Genomic DNA, 21,843 nt, shown 5'->3' with positions numbered 1-21,843 from the left:
CTATATCAACTCACTCGAGCCCCTATATACGCTCACCTAAGCTACCAAAGCTCCTCACCTGAAGGCCCAAAGTTTCTCACCTAACATACCAAAAACTCTCACCTAAATTTAGGTAAGTGATTGATTTTAAATACTAAACCGGGTTGCTTAGTTATTATAGAGATTTCAGGTTTACCTATGTTATTAGCTTTGGCAGCCTAAAAGAAGGAAGTTAAGCTGATGCCTGGCAAAAATTTTTTACGGTTTTTGGGGATTTTTCAGATTTCTGATTAGTAGCGGCTTTTAGAGTACCGCCTGCATAACGTAAAATCAGTTGTTTTCTAAAAACTGAGGAATTTATGATCCAACCCGTAAAAGCGGTCCAAAAGATCCATATTAGTGACATTGTCGAACAGGCTGAGCGTGCGACCCAAATGGTCAATCAAATCCGCTCACGGATGCTAGCCCCCAATGCGGAAAAGAAACCCCCTGTTTTCACGCTGACTCAGCTGGCGGCGTTGTGCGGGATCGATAAAGGACAAGTGTCTTATCGTATCAGCAAAGCAGACCTCCCCGCGGGCCAGTTGAACGAGAAAGGCTCTCGTCGGGAATTCACGCTTGAGGAAGCACGCACCTGGATTAGGCATTACCGAGCCGACTTCATGCGTCCCGATGGAGCCCGCGCCATTACCATGGCTATCGGTAATTTCAAAGGCGGCGTAAGCAAGACGACGACAGCAATGGTACTCGCCCAGGGACTGAGCCTTCGGGGGCATAAAGTGCTCGTGATTGATGCCGACCCGCAGGGTTCGCTGACTACCCTCTTCGGGATCATGCCTGATACAGAAGTGACGGAACTGCAGACGATCGCGCCCTTGGTTTATGGTGATACCACCAGTATCCGGCCCTCCATTCAATCTACCTATTGGTCCGGTATTGATTTGGTCGCCGCCTCGTCGACCCTGTTTTCAGCAGAGTTCGTACTTCCCTCCCGGCAGATGAAGGATCCCGAGTTTCAGTTTTGGGATGTCATCAATCTTGGTTTGGAAGATGTCCGGGATGACTATGACGTGATCATCATCGATACGCCGCCTTCGCTATCCTATGTCACGATCAACGCATTCATGGCGGCAGATGCCATGATCGTTCCCTTGCCTCCCAATGCGCTCGATTTTGCAAGTTCCGCCCAGTTTTGGAGTCTGTTCAGTGATTTGGCTTCCAATCTTGTTGAAAACGCCGGAATTTCCAAAACCTTTGATTTCATACATGTGCTTCTGGCCAGAGTCGATTCCGCCGATGTGGCGAGCGACGTCGTTCGTTCCTGGATTTCCGCCACTTATGCAGAGAAGGTGTTGCCGGTGGAAGTGCCCAAAACGGCCGTGACCTCGAGCAGTTCGGCCGAGTTTGGAACGGTTTATGATGTGAATCGTTATGAGGGCAGCGCTAAGACCTACAGCCGTGCTCGTGATGCCTACGATCGCGTAACGGATTTGGTCGAAGCGTCCATTCGCAATTCTTGGATGTCTCAGATCACAGAGGGAATTTGATTATGTCGATGAAAGACCGACTAAGCCGCAAGACGGAAGGGCTTGTGGTTCCGACCAAAAGCGAGACTGCGGCTGCCCAACCCAATGCGCTCAGAACAAGTCCTGGCCAAATGTTAATGGTCAACAGCTTGATGAAGGAGAGTAACGAGCGGATGGCATTGCTCGAAGAGCGACTCAAGGAGTATGAGGGCGTTCTCCCTGTCAAGCTGCTCGATGCTGAAAAAATCGTACCGTCTCGTTGGGCGAACCGGCTGGTCGACAGCTTCCAATCGCCGGAGTTTGCCCAACTCAAGCAGGAGATCGCGTCGTCAGGTGGCAATGTTCAGCCGATCAAGGTGCGACGAAGCTCGGGTAATGACGATACATACGAAATTGTATTTGGGCATCGCCGTCATCGTGCCTGCGCCGAGCTTGGTTTGCCGGTCTTGGCAATGGTTGAGGATATTGATGATCAGCAGCTCTTCAAGGAAATGGATCGGGAGAACCGAGAGCGCGCCGACCTTTCCCCTTGGGAGCAAGGAATGATGTACAGGCGTGCGCTGGATGAAAAGCTCTTTAAATCACAGGAACAACTTTCCAAAGAACTTGGGGTGGACCCTGGAAACGTAAGCAAGGCGTTGAAGTTGGCGGATTTGGATTACAGAATCGTTCAAGCCTTCTCTTCGCCGCTCGATCTGCAGTACCGATGGGCGAAGCCGCTTTCAGAAGCACTCATCAACGGAAAGGAACGTGTTCTGTCAATCGCTGCGGAACTGATCAAGGGTGGTCGCGCCGGTAAGTCTGCGAAGGATATATTCGAGCTTTTGACGAGCAGCTCGCCGCTTGCCGGGGAAGCGTATCCGGTCATGGTCAATGGTAAGGTCGTGGCGACTATCGTAGTAAAAGGCTCAGAAGTCACAGTGCGCTTTGGGAAGGGTGCTGCACCTTTGGATCGTATTGCTGATCTTGAGCATCTTATTGCGGATTGGATGAGCGGCGCTTTTTAGTTGTACCGTACAACCGGCTCAGGGCAGGCCGCTTCATTGGTCAAGAGGCGAGCGTGTGTGTATGCCTAAAGGCGGATTCTGGCGTACATGCATAGAATGCCAACCTGGAAAGTTGCCCGGTACAACTACACTAAGGTTCACCCAAAACTTCTCACCTTTGACCCGCACCCACGCGTACAAGCCAAAAAGCGGCGCTCAATCCTATGCCGGTTCACCGAAATCTCTAACTTTCTGCAGCCCAACATGGTCGATGGGTCGCTGGCGGAGCGGGGAAATCACCCAAGAAAGCAAAAAACTGTTTCCAGGGACCGCTAGGAAAGTTAAAAGCTGAAAAAGGCGATCCTAAGGGGACAGGAAGAAAGGAACTCAAGGGCAAGACTGCTCAAGTCATGGGGCAAAACTACGCTTCCCAAACTTTCTCACCCTAGGTTCAGATTGCTTAACTGCGCAGCAAGTAACGCGGCTGCGCTTTTGCAATCTCTGCCAGAAGATCCTGAGTGACCTCCGCTCCGAATAACCCATGTAGCGCGTGGGTATGTTCCCCGCTAAGACCGGACAGCGACGCACAATTGCGAAACAAGGAACACAACAGTAGATAAATCGCATGCGGGGTGAGCGGTCTGGTGCCCGTTGATGCTACGCCGCCGCCGCGAGTCGCGTTAAGCGCGTGCAGTGCCGGGTTCGATTTCGCCAAGTCAACCTTCTGCTCTTGCAAAACAGCCAGATATCTACTGGCTGCACTTGCTAGTGCTGCTCGATCACTTCGATCCAGCTTCTCCCACCTTGTCACTGTCACTCCGCTCACTAACTTTTCAAGGTCTCCGATGGAAACCAATCTGACCTCTCCAAGCCTCATGTGCCCGTGCCAAATCAGATGGGTTAAAAGTCTTAGTCTTTCGGTGGCCAGGCCAGGTGCTGAATGGTCGATGAAAGCCTGGAGTATCTTCCAGTGCCGGACGCCAAAGCACTCCCTTGCGCTGGCTACCGCCTCTCCTCGAATCCGAACCTTGGCGGATTGCCACGGATTTGCGCGGAGATAACCGTTCGCTGCAAGCCAGCGGCACAAAGAACCGGCAACCGTAAGGGATAGATTGATGCTGGAGGCCGACAATTTTCCTTCAAAAGGTCGCCAGAAAGGACTCCAGCGGGGTGTGCCGCGAGGCGCGCACCACATAGCCGTTTCCTCAGCTGCAAACCTTTCACCACCCACCGATTCCAGAAACACGCGATAAGCAAGACAGTCATCCCGGTCCAAAGAAGAAAGCGGCTTGCCGCGCTTGACCAAACTCCAAAGGAGAAATCGCTCCGCTTCCTTGCGATTGGTGCGCCACGATGCCGTTTTGGCGTCATGCCGCGCAAGCCAGGACCCGATTGCGCCAAGATCATCTTCTGCATCGATTCGTGAATTGGCGCCACGGTTGCAGCCTTGGCTTCCATCGAGCGCGGGAGGCGGCTGCAAGTATTCAAGCGGAAGGATGCCGAACGACTTCGGGCGCGCTACCTCCTGAGCACGCTGCCGTAAAATGCTCGCCTTGGTTCTGGCTCGTTGGTCGAGCGATCCCCCAAGTGAACGTTCAACCGCTTCATTGCCCAGCCAGGCAAGCACTTGCGCTGCCGCTTTTTCACCGAAGCGAGGAACGCGTGTCCACCAGCGATATCCACGACCTGCGATGATCTGCCTGAGATCATTCAGCGTATGGATATTCGCTGCCTGCAGGCGCTTTGCCAGTATGGGATGCAACCAGCCGGATACCTCGTCATCAAGCGCAGGCGGCGCACCGATCATTTTTTCCAGCGTGTTCAACGCCAGCAATTGACGCCGGCGCAACCTTTCATTGCGGCGCACCCGCCGTTCGTTGCCAGCCGGCTGACCATATTCTTCCTGGAAGATTTCGATCAGCTCCGCTTCGCTGTACAGTTCATGCGGATCGCGCTGTTCCCGGAATTCCTCCAAGCTGGGAATGACGCGGACCGTGACATCGCGCAGCTTGTCGGGATCGATCAGGATCAGCCGCGCTTCGGGGAAATGTCCGCGCCGCCGGGCCACAATGAGCAATTGCGCACGTATCCACTTGAGCGTGGTTCGCGCAACACGTAACTCCGGATCCGGCGAGGTTGCCGTTTCCAGGTAGCGACGCGCCAGCGTGGCGAGGTCAAGCCCCTCGAGATAGCCTCGGAGAAATGCCAAGTGATGAGCACCAACTTTGATCAAAATGGTGCCGTTATCAAGCCAACTGAGACTCACAGCGGATAAGTGCTTGAAATGAATGAAAAAAGAAAGACAGCTTTCTGGATGGACTTATTTTAATCGAGGAAGAGACACTATTGATTATAAAAATTGAGGTATTGCCTTCCAAGCAGACGAATGCCGCCATAAATTCGGTAAAAACCACAAACGAAATTGCAGCGTCGCCTAATCGAAGTTCGCCCCGCAGGGCGTTAGGGCAGGTCAGGCCTGATATACCGGCGACCCGGTCGCTTCCTCGGCACGGCTTTGCGGCTGCTGCCCTAACCGAACTCTCACGCTATTGCGTAGCCCCCTTTTCAGGGCGCGCCGACGCAAAAGGTGCCGTTTCGCAGCTATGAAACGCGCTGCTTGAAACCGCTGCGCTCTGTCGTTCCGCAGACGACTCGCCTCAGTCTCATCCAGTCTCAGCAGGGGAGAGCAGATCTGACGCAACAACGATCTGCAGCTTCCTTCAACGTTCGCAGGTCGGCCAACAGCCTGAACCCGCTGCGGCCACCAGCCGGGTACCGGGCCACGGCGAGCGGTCGAAACGCTATTCCCGCCCTGGGCCGAACCGGTTCGCTCTCGAAGCGCACTTTGCGCCGGTCGCAATTCCTGGCATGCGGATCAGGGCAGCAGCACCGCCAGTTCCTGAGCGCTGCGCAGCAGCACTGGAAGAAACTCATCCTTCATCTGACGGCCGCTCACGCGGGTGGCTTGGGCGCCTACATTCAAGCCGGCGACGAAGCTTCCCGACGCGCCGCGAACCGGAACGGCGATCGAACGCAATCCGATCTCGAGTTCTTCTTCCACCATCGCGTATCCTGCGGTGCGGGCGGCAAGGATGACTTCCTTCAACCGCGACCGGGATACCACCGTCTTCTCCGTGAATGCCTTGATATCGACTCTCTGCAGGTAATCATCGATTTCCTCGTCGGGCAGCTGCGCAAGCATGATCCGGCCGAGGGAAGTGCAGTATGCCGGCAGACGGCTGCCCGTGTTCAAGGCGACCGACATCACCCGGGAGGTGGCGGAACGAGCGACATAGAGCACTTCCTGCTCATCCAGTACCGCCAGTGAGCAGGATTCGTTCAGCGTGCGGCTGATCTGGTTGAGGTAGGGCTGGGATGACACGGTCAGCGGTGTCGACGATAGATAGGAGTATCCCAGCGTGAGAATCTTGGGGCGCAGGGAAAAGTTGTTGGCCTCCGCTTCCACATAGCCGAGCTGCTTCAGCGTGAAGAGGCAGCGCCTGACCGCGGCGCGTGGAATGCCGGTGCGATGGCTGATCTGGGCGATCGTCAGGCTGCGGCGCTGGTCGCTGAAAGCGCGGATCACCGCCAGCCCGCGCGCCAGTGAGGTCATGAAGTTCGGATCGGTGAGCGCGTCGATCTCTTCAGCGACGGAGAGCGGTTTCCTTGCGGTCACAACCTCCTTGTCTTCAGTCGTGGAGGATTCAAGGGACGAAGCAGACGGGCGATCATTCATGGGAAGCATCCGGAATGCGGCGACCGCACCATGGGCCGCCTCGATCTCAAAAATTGTTCGGCCATCGCACAGAATCCCCGGATGGCCGCTTGACGCTTTTATTATCGCATCGATAAACTGCCCTGCGTTCTATAGCCAAACGTTTGTTCGGTTGCCGAACATCATCGTTCCAGTCCGAAGGCGTTTTCTTACCCATCGGGCTCACCGGCCACCGTGCATCGACGGTTGGTTTTTACTACTTCGCCAAGCAGAGAAACAACGTGATCGACAAAACCTACGAATCCTTGCAGGCCGCCGTCGCCGGCATACCGGATGGCGCGACCATCATGATCGGCGGCTTCGGCAATGCCGGCATGCCGGCCGCGCTGATCGACGCGCTCATCGAACAGGGCGCGCGTGAACTCACCATCGTCAACAACAACGCCGGCAACGGCGACACCGGCCTCGCCGCGCTGCTCAAGGCCAAGCGGGTCCGCAAGATCATCTGCTCTTTCCCGCGCCAGGCGGATTCCTGGGTGTTCGACGAACTCTATCGCAGTGGCCAGATCGAGCTGGAACTGACCCCGCAGGGCAACCTCGCCGAACGCATCCGTGCCGCCGGCGCCGGCATCGGCGGCTTCTTCACCCCGACCGGCTACGGCACGCTGCTGGCGGAAGGCAAGGAAACCCGCCTCATCAATGGCCGCCACTATGTGCTGGAATCGCCGATCCACGCCGACTTCGCCTTGATCAAGGCGCTCAAGGGCGATCGCTGGGGCAACCTGGTGTATCGCAAGACGGCGCGCAACTTCGGCCCGATCATGGCCATGGCGGCCAAGTGCGCCATTGCTCAGGTAAGCGAAATCGTGCCGCTGGGCGAGCTCGATCCGGAAAACATCGTCACCCCGGGCATCTTTGTGCAACGGGTTGTGCTGCAGGAGAACAAAGCATGAATCGCCTCGACCGCAAACAGATCGCCGCGCGCGTGGCCAAGGACATTCCCGAGGGCGCCTATGTGAACCTCGGCATCGGCCTGCCGACCATGGTGGCCAATTACCTGCCCAAGGACCGTGAAATCCTGCTGCACAGCGAGAACGGCGTGCTCGGCATGGGCCCGGCCCCGGCCCAAGGCGAAGAGGACGAAGACCTGATCAATGCCGGCAAGCAGCCGGTGACCCTGCTGGCCGGCGGCGCCTTCTTTCATCATGCCGATTCCTTCGCCATGATGCGCGGCGGCCATCTGGACATCTGCGTGCTCGGCGCTTTCCAGGTCTCGGCGACCGGCGACCTCGCGAACTGGCATACTGGCGCACCGGATGCGATTCCGGCGGTAGGCGGCGCGATGGATCTGGCGATCGGCGCCAAGCAGGTCTTCGTCATGATGGAGCATCAGACCAAGACCGGCGAAAGCAAGATCGTGGAGAAGTGCACCTATCCGCTGACCGGCGTCGGCTGCGTCAACCGCATCTACACCGACCTGGCCGTGATCGACGTCACGCCGCAGGGACTGGTGGTGCGCGAAATGGTCGAAGGCCTGACGCTGGACGAATTGCAGAAGATCACCGGCGTACCCTTGACGCTGCAGCCGCTGTAATCGGGGTCGGACAAACACAACATAGAGACGGGACAACATCATGATCAATGCTTTCATCTGTGACGCCATCCGCACGCCCATCGGCCGCTACGGCGGCGCGCTCAAGGATGTGCGTGCCGACGACCTCGGCGCCGTGCCGCTGCGCGCGCTCATGCAGCGCAACCAGAAGGTGGATTGGGCCGCCGTCCAGGACGTCATCTACGGCTGCGCCAACCAGGCCGGCGAAGACAACCGCAACGTCGCCCGCATGTCCTCCCTGCTGGCCGGCCTGCCGATCGAGATCGGCGGCGCCACCATCAACCGCCTGTGCGGCTCCGGCATGGATGCGGTCGGCACCGCCGCCCGCGCCATCAAGTCGGGCGAAGCCAGCCTGATGATCGCCGGCGGCGTCGAATCCATGACCCGCGCGCCTTTCGTCATGGGCAAGGCCGACAGCGCCTTCTCACGCAATGCGGCGATCTACGACACCACCATCGGCTGGCGCTTCGTCAACAAGCTGATGAAGGAAAAATACGGCGTCGACGCCATGCCGGAGACCGCCGAGAACGTCGCCACCGACTACAACATCAACCGCGAAGATCAGGACAAGTTCGCGCTGCGCAGCCAGGCCAAGGCCGCCGCCGCCCAGCGCAACGGCATCCTGGCCGAGGAAATCACCGGCGTCACCGTCCCGCAGAAGAAGGGCGATCCGATCACCGTGCTGCAGGACGAGCATCCGCGCGAGACCAGCATGGAAGCGCTGGCCAAGCTGAAGGGCGTGGTCCGTCCCGACGGCACCGTCACCGCCGGCAATGCCTCCGGCGTCAACGACGGCGCCTGCGCGCTGCTGCTGGCCAACGAAGAGACGGCCGCCCGCTTCGGCCTGACGCCGAAGGCGCGCATCGTCGGCATGGCGACCGCCGGCGTGCCGCCGCGCGTGATGGGCATCGGCCCCGGACCGGCCTCGCAGAAACTGCTGAAGCAGCTCGGCATGACCATCGACCAGATCGACGTGATCGAGCTGAACGAAGCTTTCGCGTCGCAAGGCTTGGCGACCCTGCGCATGCTCGGCGTCGCCGATGACGATCCCCGTGTGAACCCGAACGGCGGCGCCATCGCGCTCGGCCATCCGCTCGGCATGAGCGGCGCTCGCCTGGTCACCACGGCGACGTACCAGCTGCAGCGTACCGGCGGCCGCTTCGCGCTGTGCACCATGTGCATCGGCGTTGGCCAGGGCATTGCGCTGGTGATCGAGCGCGTATAAGGCGGAAGGCCTTTCAAAGGAACCGGGCCGCAGGCTGGCGGTCCGGTCGCCGCGTCGCAAGAGGCACCAGGCCTTGCTGCGGCAAATCGACTGAATCCATACTCATCGCTTCATGACCATGAACCAACTCACCGCCTTCATGTTTTCCACCGAAGCCATGCAGGCGGTGTTCTCGTCGTCATCGACGGTGCAGCGCATGCTCGATGCGGAAGCCGCGCTGGCCCGGGCCGAAGCGCACTGCGGCGTGATCCCGCCGGAGGCGGTCCAGCCCATCGCCGACCAGTGCCGCGCTGAACGCATCGATCTGGACAAGCTGGCGCAAGCGGCCGGTCCGGCCGGCAATCTCGCCATTCCGCTGGTGAAGCAGCTCACTGCCCGCGTGGCGGAGGCGGATGCCGAGGCCGCGAAATACGTGCACTGGGGCGCCACCAGTCAGGACATCATCGACACCGGCATGGTGCTGCAGCTGCGCGACGCGCTCGATGTGATCGGCAGGGATCTTGCCGCACTGGCTGACGCGCTGGCCGCTCAGGCTGTACGGTACAAGGCCACGCCGCTGGTTGGCCGCACCTGGATGCAGCATGCGTTGCCGATCACCCTCGGCTTGAAACTCGCCGGCTGGCTGGATGGCATCAATCGTCATCAGCAGAGACTGGCAGATATTCGTTCGCGCTTGCTGTTTGTTCAGTTCGGCGGCGCTGCCGGCACGTTGGCCAGCCTCGGAGACAAGGGACTGGATGTCGCAGCAGCGCTGGCACAGGAACTCGGCCTGCAGCTGCCCGACACACCCTGGCACACTCAGCGTGACCGAATCACCGAAGTCGCGACTACGCTCGGCATGATCACCGGCTCGCTCGGCAAGATGGCGCGCGACGTGTCTCTGCACATGCAAACCGACGTCGGCGAATTGTCGGAGCCGGTGGCAGAAGGCAAGGGCGGGTCCTCGACCATGCCGCACAAGCGCAATCCGGTGGGCTGCGCCGTGGCGTTGACTGCGGCGGTACGCGTGCCAGGCCTGGTCGCCACCATGTTGTCCGGCATGGTGCAGGAACATGAGCGCGCCCTCGGCGGCTGGCAGGCGGAATGGGACACGCTGCCGGAAATCGCCGGCCTGACTGCGGCCGTGCTGCAGCAGATGGTTCAAGTCGCCGCCGGCCTGGGAGTCAGCGAAGATCGCCTGAAGCAGAACCTCGACGCCACCCATGGCCAGATTCTGGCCGAGGCGGTCACCTTGGCGCTCGGCGCGAAGATGGGCCGGCTGGCGGCGCACAAGCTGGTGGAAAAGGCTTGCCAAGCGGCCAGCGCCGGCGGCCGCCACCTGCGCGAGGTGCTCGGCGCCGATCCAGCCATTGCGGCCGAATTGTCGCCATCCGATCTCGACCGCCTGCTCGATCCGGCCAACTATACCGGCCAGTCCGCCGCTTTCGTCGAGCGCGTGCTGGCCACTCACCGGCAAATCAAGAACACGCCTCGTCATCAGGAGTAATCCATGCCCCATATCCAAGCCGGCGACATCCGCCTGCATTACCGCATCGACGGCCGCGAAGGCGCGCCCTGGCTGATCCTCTGCAATTCGCTCGGCACCACCCTGGACATGTGGGCGCCGCAGATGGCGCAGCTGCAGGAACGGTTTCGCGTGCTGCGCTACGACACCCGCGGCCACGGCCAGTCGGATGTCACGTCCGGCCCCTACAACGTGGCCCAGCTCGGCCAGGACGTCATCAACCTGATGGATGCGCTGCAGATCCAGCGCGCTCATTTCTGCGGCCTGTCCATGGGGGGCATGACCGGCATGTGGCTCGGCATCCATCACCCGCAGCGGTTGCAGCGGCTGGTGCTGTGCAATACCGCCGCCAAGATCGGCACCCCGGAAGCCTGGAACGCGCGCATCGACGCGGTGATGAAAGATGGCATGGCGCCCGTCGTGCCGGCGGTGCTGGAGCGCTGGTTCACCAAGCGCTATCTCGACCAGGGCATGGAGCAGGTGGAGCCGGTGCGGCAGATGCTGCTGTCCACCAATGTCGAAGGCTATGCCGCCAACTGCGGCGCCGTGCGCGACATGGACCAGCGTGACGCCATCAAGACCATCGCCGTGCCGACGCTGGTGATCGCCGGCACCCATGACCAGGCAACCTCGGCCGCCGAAGGGCGCGCCGTGGCCGACGCCATTCCCCACGCCCAGTATGTGAAGTTCGATGCCGCCCATCTCTCCAACTGGGAGCTGCCGCAGCCGTTCACCGACACACTGATCGAATTTCTCAGCAAATAACCGGATCCAGAGGAGACCCACATGGATGACCAGGAACGCCATGACAATGGCATGACCGTGCGCCGCGCCGTACTTGGCAATGCCCACGTCGACCGCGCCCAGGCGAATCGCACCGAACTGACCACCGAGTTCCAGGACTTCATCACCCGTTACGCCTGGGGCGAAATCTGGACCCGGCCGGGCTTGCCGCGCCACACCCGCAGCCTGCTCACCATCGCCATGATGGTGGCGCTCAACCGCGAGGAAGAGCTGAAGCTGCATCTGCGCGCGGCGAAGAACAATGGCGTCACCCGCGACGAGATCAAGGAAGTGCTGATGCAGGCCGCCATCTACTGCGGCGTGCCGGCGGCCAATTCGGCCTTCCACATGGCATCGGAAGTGTTCAAGGCCATGGATGCGGAACAGCAGAGCGGCACATGATTATTTTTCCAGCTTGCATTAATATCCATGCCCTGCGCGAGCAACCGCCGCGCATGAAACGGGAAGGAATACCATGTTAGGAAACCTCATCGGCGTACTGTTCGACGGCATTGCCTACGGCAGTCTGCTGTTCTTGATCAGCGTCGGCCTGTCGGTGACGATGGGCCTGATGAACTTCGTCAATCTGGCCCACGGCGCCTTTGCCATGGTCGGCGGCTATGCCTGCGTCATGCTCATGAGCCGTGCCGGCGTGCCGTTCCTGGCCACGCTGCCGCTGGCCTTCATCGCCAGCGCCGCGGTGGGCTTCGTGCTCGAGCGCAGCCTGTACCGGCGCCTGTATCAGGCCAGCCACCTCGACCAGGTCCTGTTCTCCATCGGCCTGACCTTCGTCGCCGTGGCCGGCACCACCTACTTCTTCGGCCCGGGCCAGCAGCCGGTGACGCTGCCCGACTGGCTGCGCGGCCAGGTCTCGGTGCTCGGCCTGGACCTGGGCACCTATCGCCTGTTCCTCATTGCCGTGGTGGTGGTCATCACCGCCGCGCTCGGCTACCTCATCGAGCGCACCCGCTTCGGCGCCCAGATCCGCGCCTCGGTCGACAACCAGCAAGCCTCCGCCGGCCTGGGCATCAACGTCAGCCGGGTGTTCTCGCTCACCTTCGCGCTGGGCTCCGGCCTGGCCGGCCTGGGCGGCGGCCTGGGCATCGACGTGCTCGGCCTGGACCCCAGCTTTCCGGTGAAGTACATGGTGTACTTCCTGCTGGTGGTGGCCGTCGGCGGCGCCGGCACCATCAAGGGGCCGCTGTTCGCCGCACTCATCCTCGGCGTGTTCGACGTCGCCGGCAAATACTATGTGCCGGAGATCGGCGCATTCGTCATCTATGCATTGATGGTGGTCCTGCTGCTGCTGTTCCCGGCGGGCCTGCTCGGGAGGCGCACATGAAACACGCAGACATCATGGTGCCGGCGGCCAAGGCGCCGGCCGGACGCAGCGCCTTCCGCCTGCCCAACGACCGCTGGACCATCCCGGAAATCCTGTTCTGGCTGGTGCCGGTGGCGGCCTACTTCCTGTTCCCCGGCTACCTGGTGCTGATCTCCCAGATCATGATCGTCGGCCTGTTCGCCCTGTCGCTCGACCTGATCCTGGGTTATGCCGGCATCGTCTCGCTCGGCCATGCCGCCTTCTTCGGTCTCGGCGCCTATACCGCCGGCCTCTTGTCGGTGCACGGCTGGGGCGAACCGATCACCGGCGTGCTCGCCGCCGCGGTGGTGGCCGGCATCTTCGGCTATCTGGTGAGCTTCCTGGTGGTGCGCGGCCAGGACCTCACCCGCCTGATGGTGACCTTGGGCATCGGCCTGATGCTGTTCGAAGCCGCCAATAAAGCCGCCTTCATCACCGGCGGCGTCGACGGCCTGTCCGGCATGAACGTCGGCAAGCTGTTCGGCGTGTTCGAGTTCGACCTCTCCGGCCAGACCGCCTACTGGTACAGCTTCGCCGTGCTGCTGCTGGTGTTCGCCCTGATGCGCCGGGTGGTCAACTCGCCCTTCGGCCTGGGCCTGATCGGCATCCGCGAAGGCGGACGCCGCATGCCGGCCATCGGCGCCAACGTCAACCAGCGCCTGAAGGCCATCTTCACCGTCGGCGCGGTGGTGGCCGGCATCGCCGGCGCGCTGCTGGCGCAGACCACCCAGTTCGTCGGCCTGGACAGCTTGAGCTTCGCCCGCTCGGCCGAGCTGATGATCATGCTGGTCCTGGGCGGCACCGGGCGCCTGTACGGCGCGCTGGTGGGGGCGCTGATCTTCATGCTGGCGCAGGACTACATTTCCGGCCTGAACCCGACCTACTGGCAGTTCTGGATCGGCCTGCTGCTGGTGGTGATCGTGCTGTTCGGCCGCGGCGGCATCCTGGGCGGCATCGACCGCCTGCGCGGCAAGACCACCCATCACGCCGGAGGAGGGCACTGATGAGCAGCATTCTGAGAACCGAAGGCCTGTCCAAGCATTGGGGCGCCTTCAAGGCCAACAGCGACATCACGCTCAACTTCGAGGATGGCGCGCGCCATGCGCTCATCGGCCCTAACGGCGCCGGCAAGACCACCTTCATCAACCTGCTCACCGGCAGCTTCCCGCCGTCGGCAGGCAAGGTGCACTTCGCCGGGCGCGACATCACCGGCCTGCCGCAGCATGAGCGGGTGAAGCTGGGCATGACGCGCACCTTCCAGATCAACACCCTGTTCGCCGGGCTGACGGTGCTGGAATCGGTGCTGCTGGCCATCGGCGAACGCAAGGGCCAGCAATACGTCTGGCACCGCACGGTGGCCAACCAGAAGGCCGAGATCGACGAGGCGATGGAGTTGCTGGGCAAGCTGCGGCTGGAGCGCGACGCCGACACCGTCACCCGCAATCTGCCCTACGGCAAGCAGCGGCTGGTGGAGATCGCGCTGGCGCTGGCGACCAAGCCGAAGGTGCTGCTGCTGGACGAGCCGGCGGCCGGCATCCCGTCGGCCGAAAGCGCCGAACTGTTTGCGGTCATCGCCGCGCTGCCGCGCGAGGTGACGATCCTGTTCATCGAACACGACATGGGGCTGGTGTTCCGCTTCGCCGAGAAGATCACGGTGCTGGTGGGCGGCAAGGTGCTCACCGAAGGCACGCCGGCGGAAATCTCCGTCGATCCCCGGGTCAAGGAAGTGTATTTGGGCGAGGCTGAACATGAGTGAGTTGCTGGCACTGGACAATGTAAGCGCCGGCTACGGCGAATCGGTGGTGCTGGAGGGGATTTCGCTGGCGCTCAATGAAGGCGACAGCCTGGCGCTGTTGGGCCGCAACGGCGTGGGCAAGACCAGCCTGCTGGTGACGCTGATGGGCCTGACGCGCCTGCACGGCGGCAGCATTCGCTGGCGCGGGCAGGACATCGCCCGGGTGCCGACCTACAAGCGGGCGCATGCCGGCCTGGGGTGGGTGCCGCAGGAGCGGATGATGTATCCGTCATTGACGGTGGAAGAGCACCTGACGGTGGTGGCGCGGCCGGGCGAGTGGAACCTGCAGAAGATCTACGAGATATTTCCGCGCCTGAAGGAGCGGCGCGCCAACATGGGCAACCAGCTCTCCGGCGGCGAGCAGCAGATGCTGGCCATTGCGCGGGCGCTGATGATCAACCCGAGCCTGCTGCTGCTGGACGAGCCGATGGAAGGGCTGGCGCCGATCATCGTGCAGGAGCTGATGCGGGTGATCGCGCGGCTGGTGAGCCATGGCGGCATGTCGGTGATCGTGGTGGAGCAGCATGCGCGGCTGGCGCTGTCGCTGACGCAGAAAGCGATCGTGCTGGACCGGGGCCGCATCGTGCACCAGTCCGACAGCGCTTCGCTGCTGCAGGACAAGGAGAAGCTCGACCGGCTGGTTGCCGTGGCTGCCTGAGACGGAACGGCCTTTTTCATCCGAGGCGGCCACTGGCCGCCTTTTTTCATTGAAATTCTCTGCTCTTTTACTGCAATCCGGCCTGATTCCCCGATCCGCCATGCATTGAACTCCATTATCATTCGTGCACCGGCGGCCCCGCCGTATCCTTCACCACAACAATATCAAGGAGAGTGAGATGTCATCCAATCGCATGCTGCGCGTCGCCGCCATGGCAGCGCTGCTTGGCGCCGCCATGGCGGCCCAGGCCCAGGAAACCATCAAGGTCGGCCTGGTTGCGCCGTTTTCCGGTCCCTTCGCCGACTACGGCAAGATGATGGAAGGCGGCATCAAGGCTTACATGAAGGACCATGGCGACAAGGTCGCCGGCAAGAAGATCGAGGTCATCATCAAGGACACCACCGGCCCGGTGCCGGAAGTGGCGAAGCGCCTGGCGCAGGAACTGGTGGTGCGCGACAAGGTGGATTTCCTCGCCGGCTTCGGCCTGACGCCCGAAGCGCTGGCGGCGGCGCCGGTCGCGGACCAGGCGAAGAAGCCGATGGTCATCATGAACGCGGCGACCTCGGTGATCACCACCAAGTCGCCCTACATCACCCGCGTGTCGATGACGCTGCCGCAGATCTCGGCGCCGATGGCCACTTGGGCGGTGAAGAATGGCGTCAAGCGTGTCGTGACGCTGGTGGCCGACTACGGCCCCGGCATCGATGCGGAAACCACCTTCCGCACCAACTTCATCGGCGGCGGCGGGCAGGTGCTGGAATCGATCCGGGTGCCGCTGCGCAATCCGGAGTTCGCGCCCTTCGTTCAGCGCATCAAGGATGCCAAGCCGGAGGCGGTGTTCATCTTCCTTCCGGCGGGCGAACAGGCCATCGGCTTCATGAAGGCTTACCGCGAGCGCGGACTGGCCGACGCCGGCATCAAGGTCATCGCCACCGGCGACCTCACCGACGATCACGTCCTGCCGGCCATGGGCGACTCGGTGAATGGCGTGATCACCAGCTTTCATTACTCCGCCGCGCACAAGTCGCCGGAAAACCAGAAATTCCTGAAGAGCTTCGCCGACACCAATCCCAACGGCGGCCGGCCGAATTTCATGGCCGCCGCCGCTTATGACGGCATGCACGTGATCTACGAGGTGTCGAAAAAGCTCAACGGGAAGATCGACGGCGAGAAAGCGATGGCGGCGATCAAGGGCATGAAGATCACCAGTCCGCGCGGCCCGATCAGCATCGACCCGGAAACCCGGGATGTGGTCCAGACCGTCTACATCCGCAAGGTGGAGAAAGTGGGCAATGAGTTCTACAACGTCGAATTCGATAAGGTCGCCGATGTGAAGGATCCAGGCAAGTAAGACGCTTGTTGTCTGATTGCTTCGTTTTCACGCCACCGCATCGACGGTGGCGTTTTCTTTTTGACAGCGTTTCCATGCTAACCAACAGTGTATTCCTAAAAAGACGGTAAAAATTCGCCGAAACTTTTGGTGGACGATAAAAAAGTGGAATATTGGAAGTACACTGGTTCTTTCCGATAGTTAATTAGTTGCGCCATGCAGATACAAACCCGGCTGATGAAACTGGTGCTGTCAATTCTGCTGTCGGCGATTCTCGTCGCCGTCTTCGGCATCTACTACGTCTATGTAGAAGGCGAGCAGTCGGTCGAGCGCAGCATGCGCGAAACCACCAAGGCGCTGGCCCTGATACTGGACGAGGAACTAGAAAGCCGGGAAGCGGTGCTGAAAACGCTATCGCTGTCGGATGCGCTGAGGCGGGACGATATCGCCGGCTTCGAGCAGGAAGCGCGGCGACACGCGCAAGCCCGGAATGCCACGATCGTGCTTTTGAAACCCGGCACCGGGCATCTTATCGATACCTCGGCCCCCCCGGGGGAAGCTGAAAAGTACAAGACCACCGTCTTTCCGGCGCTGCGCGCCCGCTATAGCACGGACGCCACCCTGGTTTCGGATCTCTTCAAGCGCAATACGACCGGCCACCAGGAATTTTCGGTCCAGATACCCGTCAAGCTGAACGGTCAGGTGCGCTATTTCCTATCCCTTGGGGAACCGTCGCATCGCATCCAGTCGCTCTTCAGCGAGCAGCACTTGCCGGTGGAGTGGATAGCCAGCATTGTCGATAGAAATGGCATCGTTGTCGCTCGCAGCGTCGATGCCGACAAGTTTGTCGGCAACTATATCGGCGATGTTCGTCAAAACTATATCAAGGGGAACGATCAAGGCTTCATTCGGAATACCCTCAGCATCAGCAATGAGAAAGTGGTGACCTATTTTCACCGGGCGCCTAAATCCGGCTGGACTTTCATCGTCAGCGTGCCGCATGCTGTGGCATACCGCGGTGCGACGCGCGCAGCGGTCGGCCTCGGCGCCGTTTTCCTGCTTCTGATCGGTGTCGCCGTTTCGTCGGCGATGTGGATGGCGCGCCGTACCGTCGCGCCGCTGGAGGCGTTGCGCAAGAAGGCGGAACGCCTGGCGGAAGGCGAACAGTTCGAGGCGGAAGTGAGCGGGCTGCTTGAAGTCGATGCGGTCGGCGCCGCGCTGGCGCGTGCCAGTAAAGATCTGCGCCAGACGCGCCTCGAACTGGAGCAACGCATGCGCGAATCCATGGTGGCCGCCGACCGCTCCAGGCGCGCCCTGCTGCAGGCGCAGCGACAGGATGCCGTGGGCCGCATGGCGGGAAGCATCGCGCACGAATTCAACAATGTGCTGCAAACCCTCACGACCGGTCTGCAACTGGTTCATGCCGCCAACCGCGACAGCCGCATCCAGTCATCGCTCGAGGTATGCCGGCTCGCGGTGCAAAAGGCGGGCAATCTTGCCAGCCAGCTCATGGCGGCGGCGCACGACGAGGAACCGCAATGCCAGGTGACCGATCTCGCCGGCCGGCTGCCGGCCACGCTGCCGATGCTGCAGGGCTGCCTCGGCCCGGCGGTGATGTTTCGCTTCGAGGCCAAACCGAATCTCTGGCCGGTATCGGTAGACCCGCTGCAGCTCGAGCTCACCTTGCTGAACCTGACGATGAACGCCCGCGATGCCATGCCTTCCGGCGGCATGCTGCGGCTCCACGTCTTCAACGTCAGCCTGGCCGCGCCCTACCGCGGCATGGCGCCCGGCGACTACGTCTGCCTGTCGGTGGATGACAATGGCTTCGGCATGGACGACGACGAACTGACGCAGGCGCGCGGCTGGGCGTCGGGAGCGCCCGCCAAAAGCGGGGTCGGACTTTTTCAGGCGGGAGAGTTTGCACGCGCCAGTCAGGGCGGCCTGCTGATCAACAGTCGCGAGGGCGGCGGCACCGAAGTCCTGCTGCTGCTGCCCAAGGCGGTGATCGAGGCGCCGGCGCAGGAATCGCTGCCGCCGGAGGTGAGGCGTGTGCAGCCGCGCCGCGGCGGACGGGTACTCTTCGTGGAAGACGAGCCGATGGTGCGCACGGTGGTGGCGCAAGCGCTGGAAGAGCACGGGCTGCGCGTGGTGGTGGCCATCAATGGCGACGAAGCGCTCGGCCTGCTCGAAGTCGACAAGGAATTCGACGTGGTGTTTTCCGACATCGTGATGCCGGGGCGGCTGTCCGGCCTCGATCTGGCCAAGACCGTGCGCCGCCGCTTTCCCGACATCGACGTCATCCTCGCCACCGGCTACAAGGAACGCTGGGCGGTGCTGCCCGGCATCCGCACCCTCGCCAAGCCCTACGACGTGACCGACGTGGTCAACGCCGTCTGGGCGGCGCTGACCGACGCGCCGGCCACGGTTCAGGCGGCCGACACGCCGGCCTGATCACTCCACCGGCTCGTACGGCAGGCCGACATAGTTCTCGGCGATGGTGGTGCGGCCGGCCGGCGAACCGGTGTAGTAGTCCAGCTCCGCCAGCTGGATGCGCTGGGCGAAGGCGTCGTCGCCGAACTTGTGCAGCAGCGAAGTCATCCACCAGGAGAAGCGTTCCGCCTTCCAGATGCGGCGCAGGCAGATGTCGGAGTATTTCTCCAGCAAGTCGCGCCGCCCGTCCTGATAGCGCCGGCGCATTACCTGGTACAGCGTCGCCACGTCGCTCGCCGCCAGGTTCAAGCCCTTGGCGCCGGTGGGCGGCACGATATGCGCGGCATCGCCCACCAAGAACAGATTGCCAAATTTCATCGGCTCGGCGACGAAGCTGCGCAGCGGCGCGATGCTCTTCTCGATCGACGGTCCCGTCACCAGCCGCGCGGCCGCGTCTTCCGGCAAACGGCGCTTGAGCTCTTCCCAGAAGCGATCATCCGACCAGTCTTCCACCCTGTCGTCCAGGGAGCACTGCACGTAGTAGCGGCTGAGCGTGTCGGAGCGCATGCTGCACAAGGCGAAGCCGCGCTCATGGTTGGCGTAGATGAGCTCATGGTCGACCGGCGGTGTATGCGACAGAATGCCGAGCCAGCCGAAGGGGTAGACCCGCTCGAAGGTGCGGATGGCGTCTGCCGGAACCGATTTGCGCGACACGCCGTGAAAGCCGTCGCAGCCAGCGATGTAGTCGCATTCCAGCTCCACCTTCTCGCCATCCTTGACGAAGCTTACGCGCGGCTTGTCGCTGTAGATGTCATGCAGCGCCACGTCGGCCGCTTCGTAAATCGTGGTGGCGCCGCACTCGGCGCGCTGCTGCATCAGGTCGCGCGTCACCTCGGTCTGGCCATACACCATGACGGTCTTGCCGCCGGTGAGCTGCTTCAGGTCGATGCGCTCGCGGCGCCCGGCAAAGGCCAGGCTGAAGCCTTCGTGCACATGGCCTTCCCGGTCCATGCGCGCGCCGGCCTTGGCTTCGCGCAGCAGGTTGACCATGCCCTGTTCGAGCACGCCGGCGCGGATGCGGCCGAGCACATAATCGGCGCTCTTCGCTTCCACGATGACGGTATCGATGCCCTGGTGGTGCAGCAGCTGGCCGAGCAGCAAGCCGGACGGGCCGGCGCCGATGATGGCGACCTGGGTCTTCATGGTGTTCTCCTCTGTTGTAGCAGACGCCGCTCGGGCGGCGCCTTCATGATCGTGATTGACAGAGCGTTATCATCACGCCGGCCAGGGTGCGCGCCAAGTCACTTTTGCCGGTAAGATTGGTACTTTTCATGGATTCGTCATCCGCGTTGCCATGGCTCGGCACCCTGCCGAGACATTCACGCCGCGGTGGAGGAGTGCACTGCATGGCTTCAGGCATCGTTGTGCCCACCTACAAGCTGTACGGCGAGGACCGTCCCTGGCCCACGCCCGACCTGCTGCACTGGGAATCCATCGCCGAACGCAGCCGCTTGCACAATTGGCAGATCAAGCCGCACCAGCACAACGGCTTGTTCCAGATGCTTTTCCTGCAAAGCGGTTCTGCCACCGTCTGCATCGACGAGCGCGAGGAGCGCATGCGCGCGGGACAGGTGGCGCTGGTGCCGCAGATGTGCATCCATGGTTTCCGCTTCGAAGCCGATGCGCTCGGATCGGTGCTGACGCTGGCTTATCCGCTCTTCTCCAGGCTGGTGCAGCATGCCGACAATCCGCTCGCCACCCTGACTCAGGTGCAGCTTCATACACTCGACGAAAAGCGGGAACGGGACTATCTGAGCACCGCCTTCGAAGAACTGGGCGCCGAATACCGCCAACAGGCGCCTTACCGTGAATTGCTGTTGGAGAACCTGCTGGGAGGGATCCTGCTGCGGCTGGCGCGGCATGTCACCCACCAGGCTCGCGACGCCCCTGCGGAGCAGCGCGCCCGCCGCCATTTCTCCCGTTTTTCGCAGCTGATCGAGCAGCATTATGCGGAGCATCGCCCGCTTTCCTTCTTTGCCGCGGAACTGGGGATCACCGCCGCGCATCTGAATGCTTTATGCCGTCAGACCGTGGGCCGCTCGCCGCTGGAACTGCTGCATGAACGGGTGCTGCTGGAAGCCAAGCGCAGCCTGGTCTACAGCGCCATGACGGTCAGCGTGATTTCCGACCGCCTCGGATTTTCCGATCCGGCCTACTTCACCCGCTTCTTTCGCAAGCAGACGGGCATGTCGCCCAAGGTGTTCCGCGAGCAGCATGGCGGCATTGGCGGCGGCGACTGAGCCGCCGGCAAGGTCAAGCTTGACCGAGTGCAAGCGGCGGCGGCCCGCCAGCGATGGCGGAACGCTGGCAGAGGCGGCGAAAATTCAGTACACTTAATTTTGATCCGGCTGGCGCTGGCCGGATCCACACTTCCAATAACAGGAGACAAGATGCGCCTCGTCAGGTTGTTTGCCGCTTCTGCGCGCACGACCCATGAACATGGGCAGGTGCCGTGCCTGTGCGCGTCGGCCGTCGGCATCGCATTCGGGAGCAAGACCATGAGAGCCGGCATCCCATTTCCTCTTTGCGGCGGGCAACACAAGCAGGGCGTTCGCGAATACGGCACGGCCTTTCGCCATGCATCCGTGAAAGTGACGCGACCATCCCGCGTCGGCGCGGCATCGAACAGGGCGAGAATGACGGGACCGCAATTCGTCGCCGCAAGCCGCGCCGGAATTTCCCGCGGGAACCGGTCCAATGCCGGTTTGCATGTGCCGCGGGACCACCGCCATGAAACCGTCCTTTCCTTCCCGGCCAATTAGCCCTTACTCCGAGGAGCGAATCATGTTTGTTCTGAACCAATGGTACGTCGCCGGTTTTTCCTGGGAACTGCAGGACAAGCCGCTGGCGCGCACCCTGCTCAACCAGCCGGTGGTG

The 21,843-nt window shown here is 61.7% G+C and carries 19 protein-coding genes; 16 read left to right on the top strand and 3 right to left on the bottom strand.

The features are described from left to right. Positions 1-338: 338 nt before the first annotated feature. Both CHB88_RS23445 and CHB88_RS23440 read left to right on the top strand, forming a co-directional pair. A complete protein-coding gene (locus CHB88_RS23445; RefSeq protein WP_089401787.1) occupies positions 339-1,526 on the top strand; it encodes an AAA family ATPase in 1,188 nt (395 codons plus the stop codon). A gap of 2 nt (positions 1,527-1,528) precedes the next feature. Further along, entirely contained in the window at positions 1,529-2,512 is a 984-nt protein-coding gene (locus CHB88_RS23440; protein WP_089401786.1) for a ParB/RepB/Spo0J family partition protein, read from the top strand. Positions 2,513-2,951: 439 nt separating this feature from the next. On the opposite strand, the gene CHB88_RS23435 is transcribed toward CHB88_RS23440, so the two are convergent. Further along, positions 2,952-4,757: a phage integrase family protein gene (locus tag CHB88_RS23435; protein WP_143131460.1), complete on the bottom strand. Its 1,806-nt coding sequence runs from the start codon at positions 4,755-4,757 to the stop codon at positions 2,952-2,954. 609 nt (positions 4,758-5,366) lie between these two features. Beyond that, complete coding sequence (locus CHB88_RS23430) at positions 5,367-6,236, bottom strand: IclR family transcriptional regulator domain-containing protein (RefSeq protein WP_089401784.1); 870 nt, start codon at positions 6,234-6,236, stop codon at positions 5,367-5,369. Between the two features lie 251 nt (positions 6,237-6,487). Here CHB88_RS23430 and CHB88_RS23425 point away from each other — a divergent pair, with 251 nt between their 5' ends. From CHB88_RS23425 to CHB88_RS23370, 12 genes are all read left to right on the top strand, one after another. Continuing rightward, positions 6,488-7,159 (top strand): 3-oxoacid CoA-transferase subunit A, encoded by a 672-nt coding sequence (locus tag CHB88_RS23425; RefSeq protein ID WP_089401783.1) that lies wholly within the window; start codon positions 6,488-6,490, stop codon positions 7,157-7,159. Further along, positions 7,156-7,800: a CoA transferase subunit B gene (locus CHB88_RS23420; RefSeq protein ID WP_089401782.1), complete on the top strand. Its 645-nt coding sequence runs from the start codon at positions 7,156-7,158 to the stop codon at positions 7,798-7,800. Before CHB88_RS23425 ends, CHB88_RS23420 begins: the two co-directional genes overlap by 4 nt. 40 nt (positions 7,801-7,840) lie before the next feature. Continuing rightward, positions 7,841-9,043 carry a 3-oxoadipyl-CoA thiolase gene (gene pcaF, locus CHB88_RS23415; RefSeq protein WP_089401781.1) on the top strand — a complete coding sequence of 401 codons (1,203 nt, stop codon included), beginning with the start codon at positions 7,841-7,843 and terminating at the stop codon, positions 9,041-9,043. Positions 9,044-9,155: 112 nt separating this feature from the next. Continuing rightward, complete coding sequence (locus CHB88_RS23410; RefSeq protein ID WP_089401780.1) at positions 9,156-10,529, top strand: 3-carboxy-cis,cis-muconate cycloisomerase; 1,374 nt, start codon at positions 9,156-9,158, stop codon at positions 10,527-10,529. A gap of 3 nt (positions 10,530-10,532) precedes the next feature. Further along, positions 10,533-11,312 (top strand): 3-oxoadipate enol-lactonase, encoded by a 780-nt coding sequence (gene pcaD, locus CHB88_RS23405; protein ID WP_089401779.1) that lies wholly within the window; start codon positions 10,533-10,535, stop codon positions 11,310-11,312. Positions 11,313-11,333: 21 nt separating this feature from the next. Continuing rightward, positions 11,334-11,732, top strand: a complete 399-nt coding sequence (gene pcaC / locus CHB88_RS23400; protein WP_089401778.1) for a 4-carboxymuconolactone decarboxylase — start codon at positions 11,334-11,336, stop codon at positions 11,730-11,732. A gap of 73 nt (positions 11,733-11,805) precedes the next feature. Beyond that, positions 11,806-12,672, top strand: coding sequence for a branched-chain amino acid ABC transporter permease (locus CHB88_RS23395; RefSeq protein WP_089401777.1), 867 nt, complete (start codon positions 11,806-11,808; stop codon positions 12,670-12,672). Next, complete coding sequence (locus CHB88_RS23390) at positions 12,669-13,694, top strand: branched-chain amino acid ABC transporter permease (RefSeq protein ID WP_089401776.1); 1,026 nt, start codon at positions 12,669-12,671, stop codon at positions 13,692-13,694. Before CHB88_RS23395 ends, CHB88_RS23390 begins: the two co-directional genes overlap by 4 nt. Then, positions 13,694-14,446 (top strand): ABC transporter ATP-binding protein, encoded by a 753-nt coding sequence (locus CHB88_RS23385; RefSeq protein ID WP_089401775.1) that lies wholly within the window; start codon positions 13,694-13,696, stop codon positions 14,444-14,446. Before CHB88_RS23390 ends, CHB88_RS23385 begins: the two co-directional genes overlap by 1 nt. Continuing rightward, positions 14,439-15,143 (top strand): ABC transporter ATP-binding protein, encoded by a 705-nt coding sequence (locus CHB88_RS23380; protein ID WP_089401774.1) that lies wholly within the window; start codon positions 14,439-14,441, stop codon positions 15,141-15,143. The genes CHB88_RS23385 and CHB88_RS23380 overlap by 8 nt, the downstream gene beginning before the upstream one ends. Before the next feature lie 211 nt (positions 15,144-15,354). Next, positions 15,355-16,494 carry an ABC transporter substrate-binding protein gene (locus tag CHB88_RS23375; RefSeq protein WP_425436148.1) on the top strand — a complete coding sequence of 380 codons (1,140 nt, stop codon included), beginning with the start codon at positions 15,355-15,357 and terminating at the stop codon, positions 16,492-16,494. Positions 16,495-16,689: 195 nt separating this feature from the next. Further along, a complete protein-coding gene (locus CHB88_RS23370; RefSeq protein ID WP_089401772.1) occupies positions 16,690-18,927 on the top strand; it encodes a hybrid sensor histidine kinase/response regulator in 2,238 nt (745 codons plus the stop codon). Here CHB88_RS23370 and pobA read toward each other — a convergent pair whose 3' ends face one another. Then, the gene (pobA, locus tag CHB88_RS23365) at positions 18,928-20,109 is read right to left on the bottom strand and encodes a 4-hydroxybenzoate 3-monooxygenase (protein ID WP_089401771.1); all 1,182 of its coding nucleotides are present in this window, start codon (positions 20,107-20,109) and stop codon (positions 18,928-18,930) included. Between the two features lie 203 nt (positions 20,110-20,312). Here pobA and CHB88_RS23360 point away from each other — a divergent pair, with 203 nt between their 5' ends. Both CHB88_RS23360 and CHB88_RS24940 read left to right on the top strand, forming a co-directional pair. Then, a complete protein-coding gene (locus CHB88_RS23360; protein WP_176442631.1) occupies positions 20,313-21,206 on the top strand; it encodes a helix-turn-helix domain-containing protein in 894 nt (297 codons plus the stop codon). Positions 21,207-21,356: 150 nt separating this feature from the next. Continuing rightward, entirely contained in the window at positions 21,357-21,728 is a 372-nt protein-coding gene (locus CHB88_RS24940; RefSeq protein WP_143131459.1) for a hypothetical protein, read from the top strand. Positions 21,729-21,843 lie beyond the last annotated feature (115 nt).

The sequence above is a fragment of the Noviherbaspirillum humi genome, assembly GCF_900188095.1.
GTDB lineage: Bacteria > Pseudomonadota > Gammaproteobacteria > Burkholderiales > Burkholderiaceae_D > Noviherbaspirillum > Noviherbaspirillum humi.
Note: the sequence above shows the minus strand (reverse complement) of the source record. Positions and strands in the feature narration are given on the sequence as shown.

What these genes read in the sequence shown, in the direction of transcription:
- CHB88_RS23445 (WP_089401787.1), top strand. Translation starts at nt 339, where the DNA reads ATGATCCAACCCGTAAAAGCGGTCCAAAAGATCCATATTAGTGACATT.
- CHB88_RS23440 (WP_089401786.1), top strand. Translation starts at nt 1,529, where the DNA reads ATGTCGATGAAAGACCGACTAAGCCGCAAGACGGAAGGGCTTGTGGTT.
- CHB88_RS23430 (WP_089401784.1), bottom strand. Translation starts at nt 6,236, where the DNA reads ATGCTTCCCATGAATGATCGCCCGTCTGCTTCGTCCCTTGAATCCTCC.
- CHB88_RS23420 (WP_089401782.1), top strand. Translation starts at nt 7,156, where the DNA reads ATGAATCGCCTCGACCGCAAACAGATCGCCGCGCGCGTGGCCAAGGAC.
- pcaF (WP_089401781.1), top strand. Translation starts at nt 7,841, where the DNA reads ATGATCAATGCTTTCATCTGTGACGCCATCCGCACGCCCATCGGCCGC.
- CHB88_RS23410 (WP_089401780.1), top strand. Translation starts at nt 9,156, where the DNA reads ATGACCATGAACCAACTCACCGCCTTCATGTTTTCCACCGAAGCCATG.
- pcaD (WP_089401779.1), top strand. Translation starts at nt 10,533, where the DNA reads ATGCCCCATATCCAAGCCGGCGACATCCGCCTGCATTACCGCATCGAC.
- pcaC (WP_089401778.1), top strand. Translation starts at nt 11,334, where the DNA reads ATGGATGACCAGGAACGCCATGACAATGGCATGACCGTGCGCCGCGCC.
- CHB88_RS23395 (WP_089401777.1), top strand. Translation starts at nt 11,806, where the DNA reads ATGTTAGGAAACCTCATCGGCGTACTGTTCGACGGCATTGCCTACGGC.
- CHB88_RS23390 (WP_089401776.1), top strand. Translation starts at nt 12,669, where the DNA reads ATGAAACACGCAGACATCATGGTGCCGGCGGCCAAGGCGCCGGCCGGA.
- CHB88_RS23385 (WP_089401775.1), top strand. Translation starts at nt 13,694, where the DNA reads ATGAGCAGCATTCTGAGAACCGAAGGCCTGTCCAAGCATTGGGGCGCC.
- CHB88_RS23380 (WP_089401774.1), top strand. Translation starts at nt 14,439, where the DNA reads ATGAGTGAGTTGCTGGCACTGGACAATGTAAGCGCCGGCTACGGCGAA.
- CHB88_RS23375 (WP_425436148.1), top strand. Translation starts at nt 15,355, where the DNA reads ATGGCAGCGCTGCTTGGCGCCGCCATGGCGGCCCAGGCCCAGGAAACC.
- CHB88_RS23370 (WP_089401772.1), top strand. Translation starts at nt 16,690, where the DNA reads ATGCAGATACAAACCCGGCTGATGAAACTGGTGCTGTCAATTCTGCTG.
- pobA (WP_089401771.1), bottom strand. Translation starts at nt 20,109, where the DNA reads ATGAAGACCCAGGTCGCCATCATCGGCGCCGGCCCGTCCGGCTTGCTG.
- CHB88_RS23360 (WP_176442631.1), top strand. Translation starts at nt 20,313, where the DNA reads ATGGCTTCAGGCATCGTTGTGCCCACCTACAAGCTGTACGGCGAGGAC.
- CHB88_RS24940 (WP_143131459.1), top strand. Translation starts at nt 21,357, where the DNA reads ATGCGCCTCGTCAGGTTGTTTGCCGCTTCTGCGCGCACGACCCATGAA.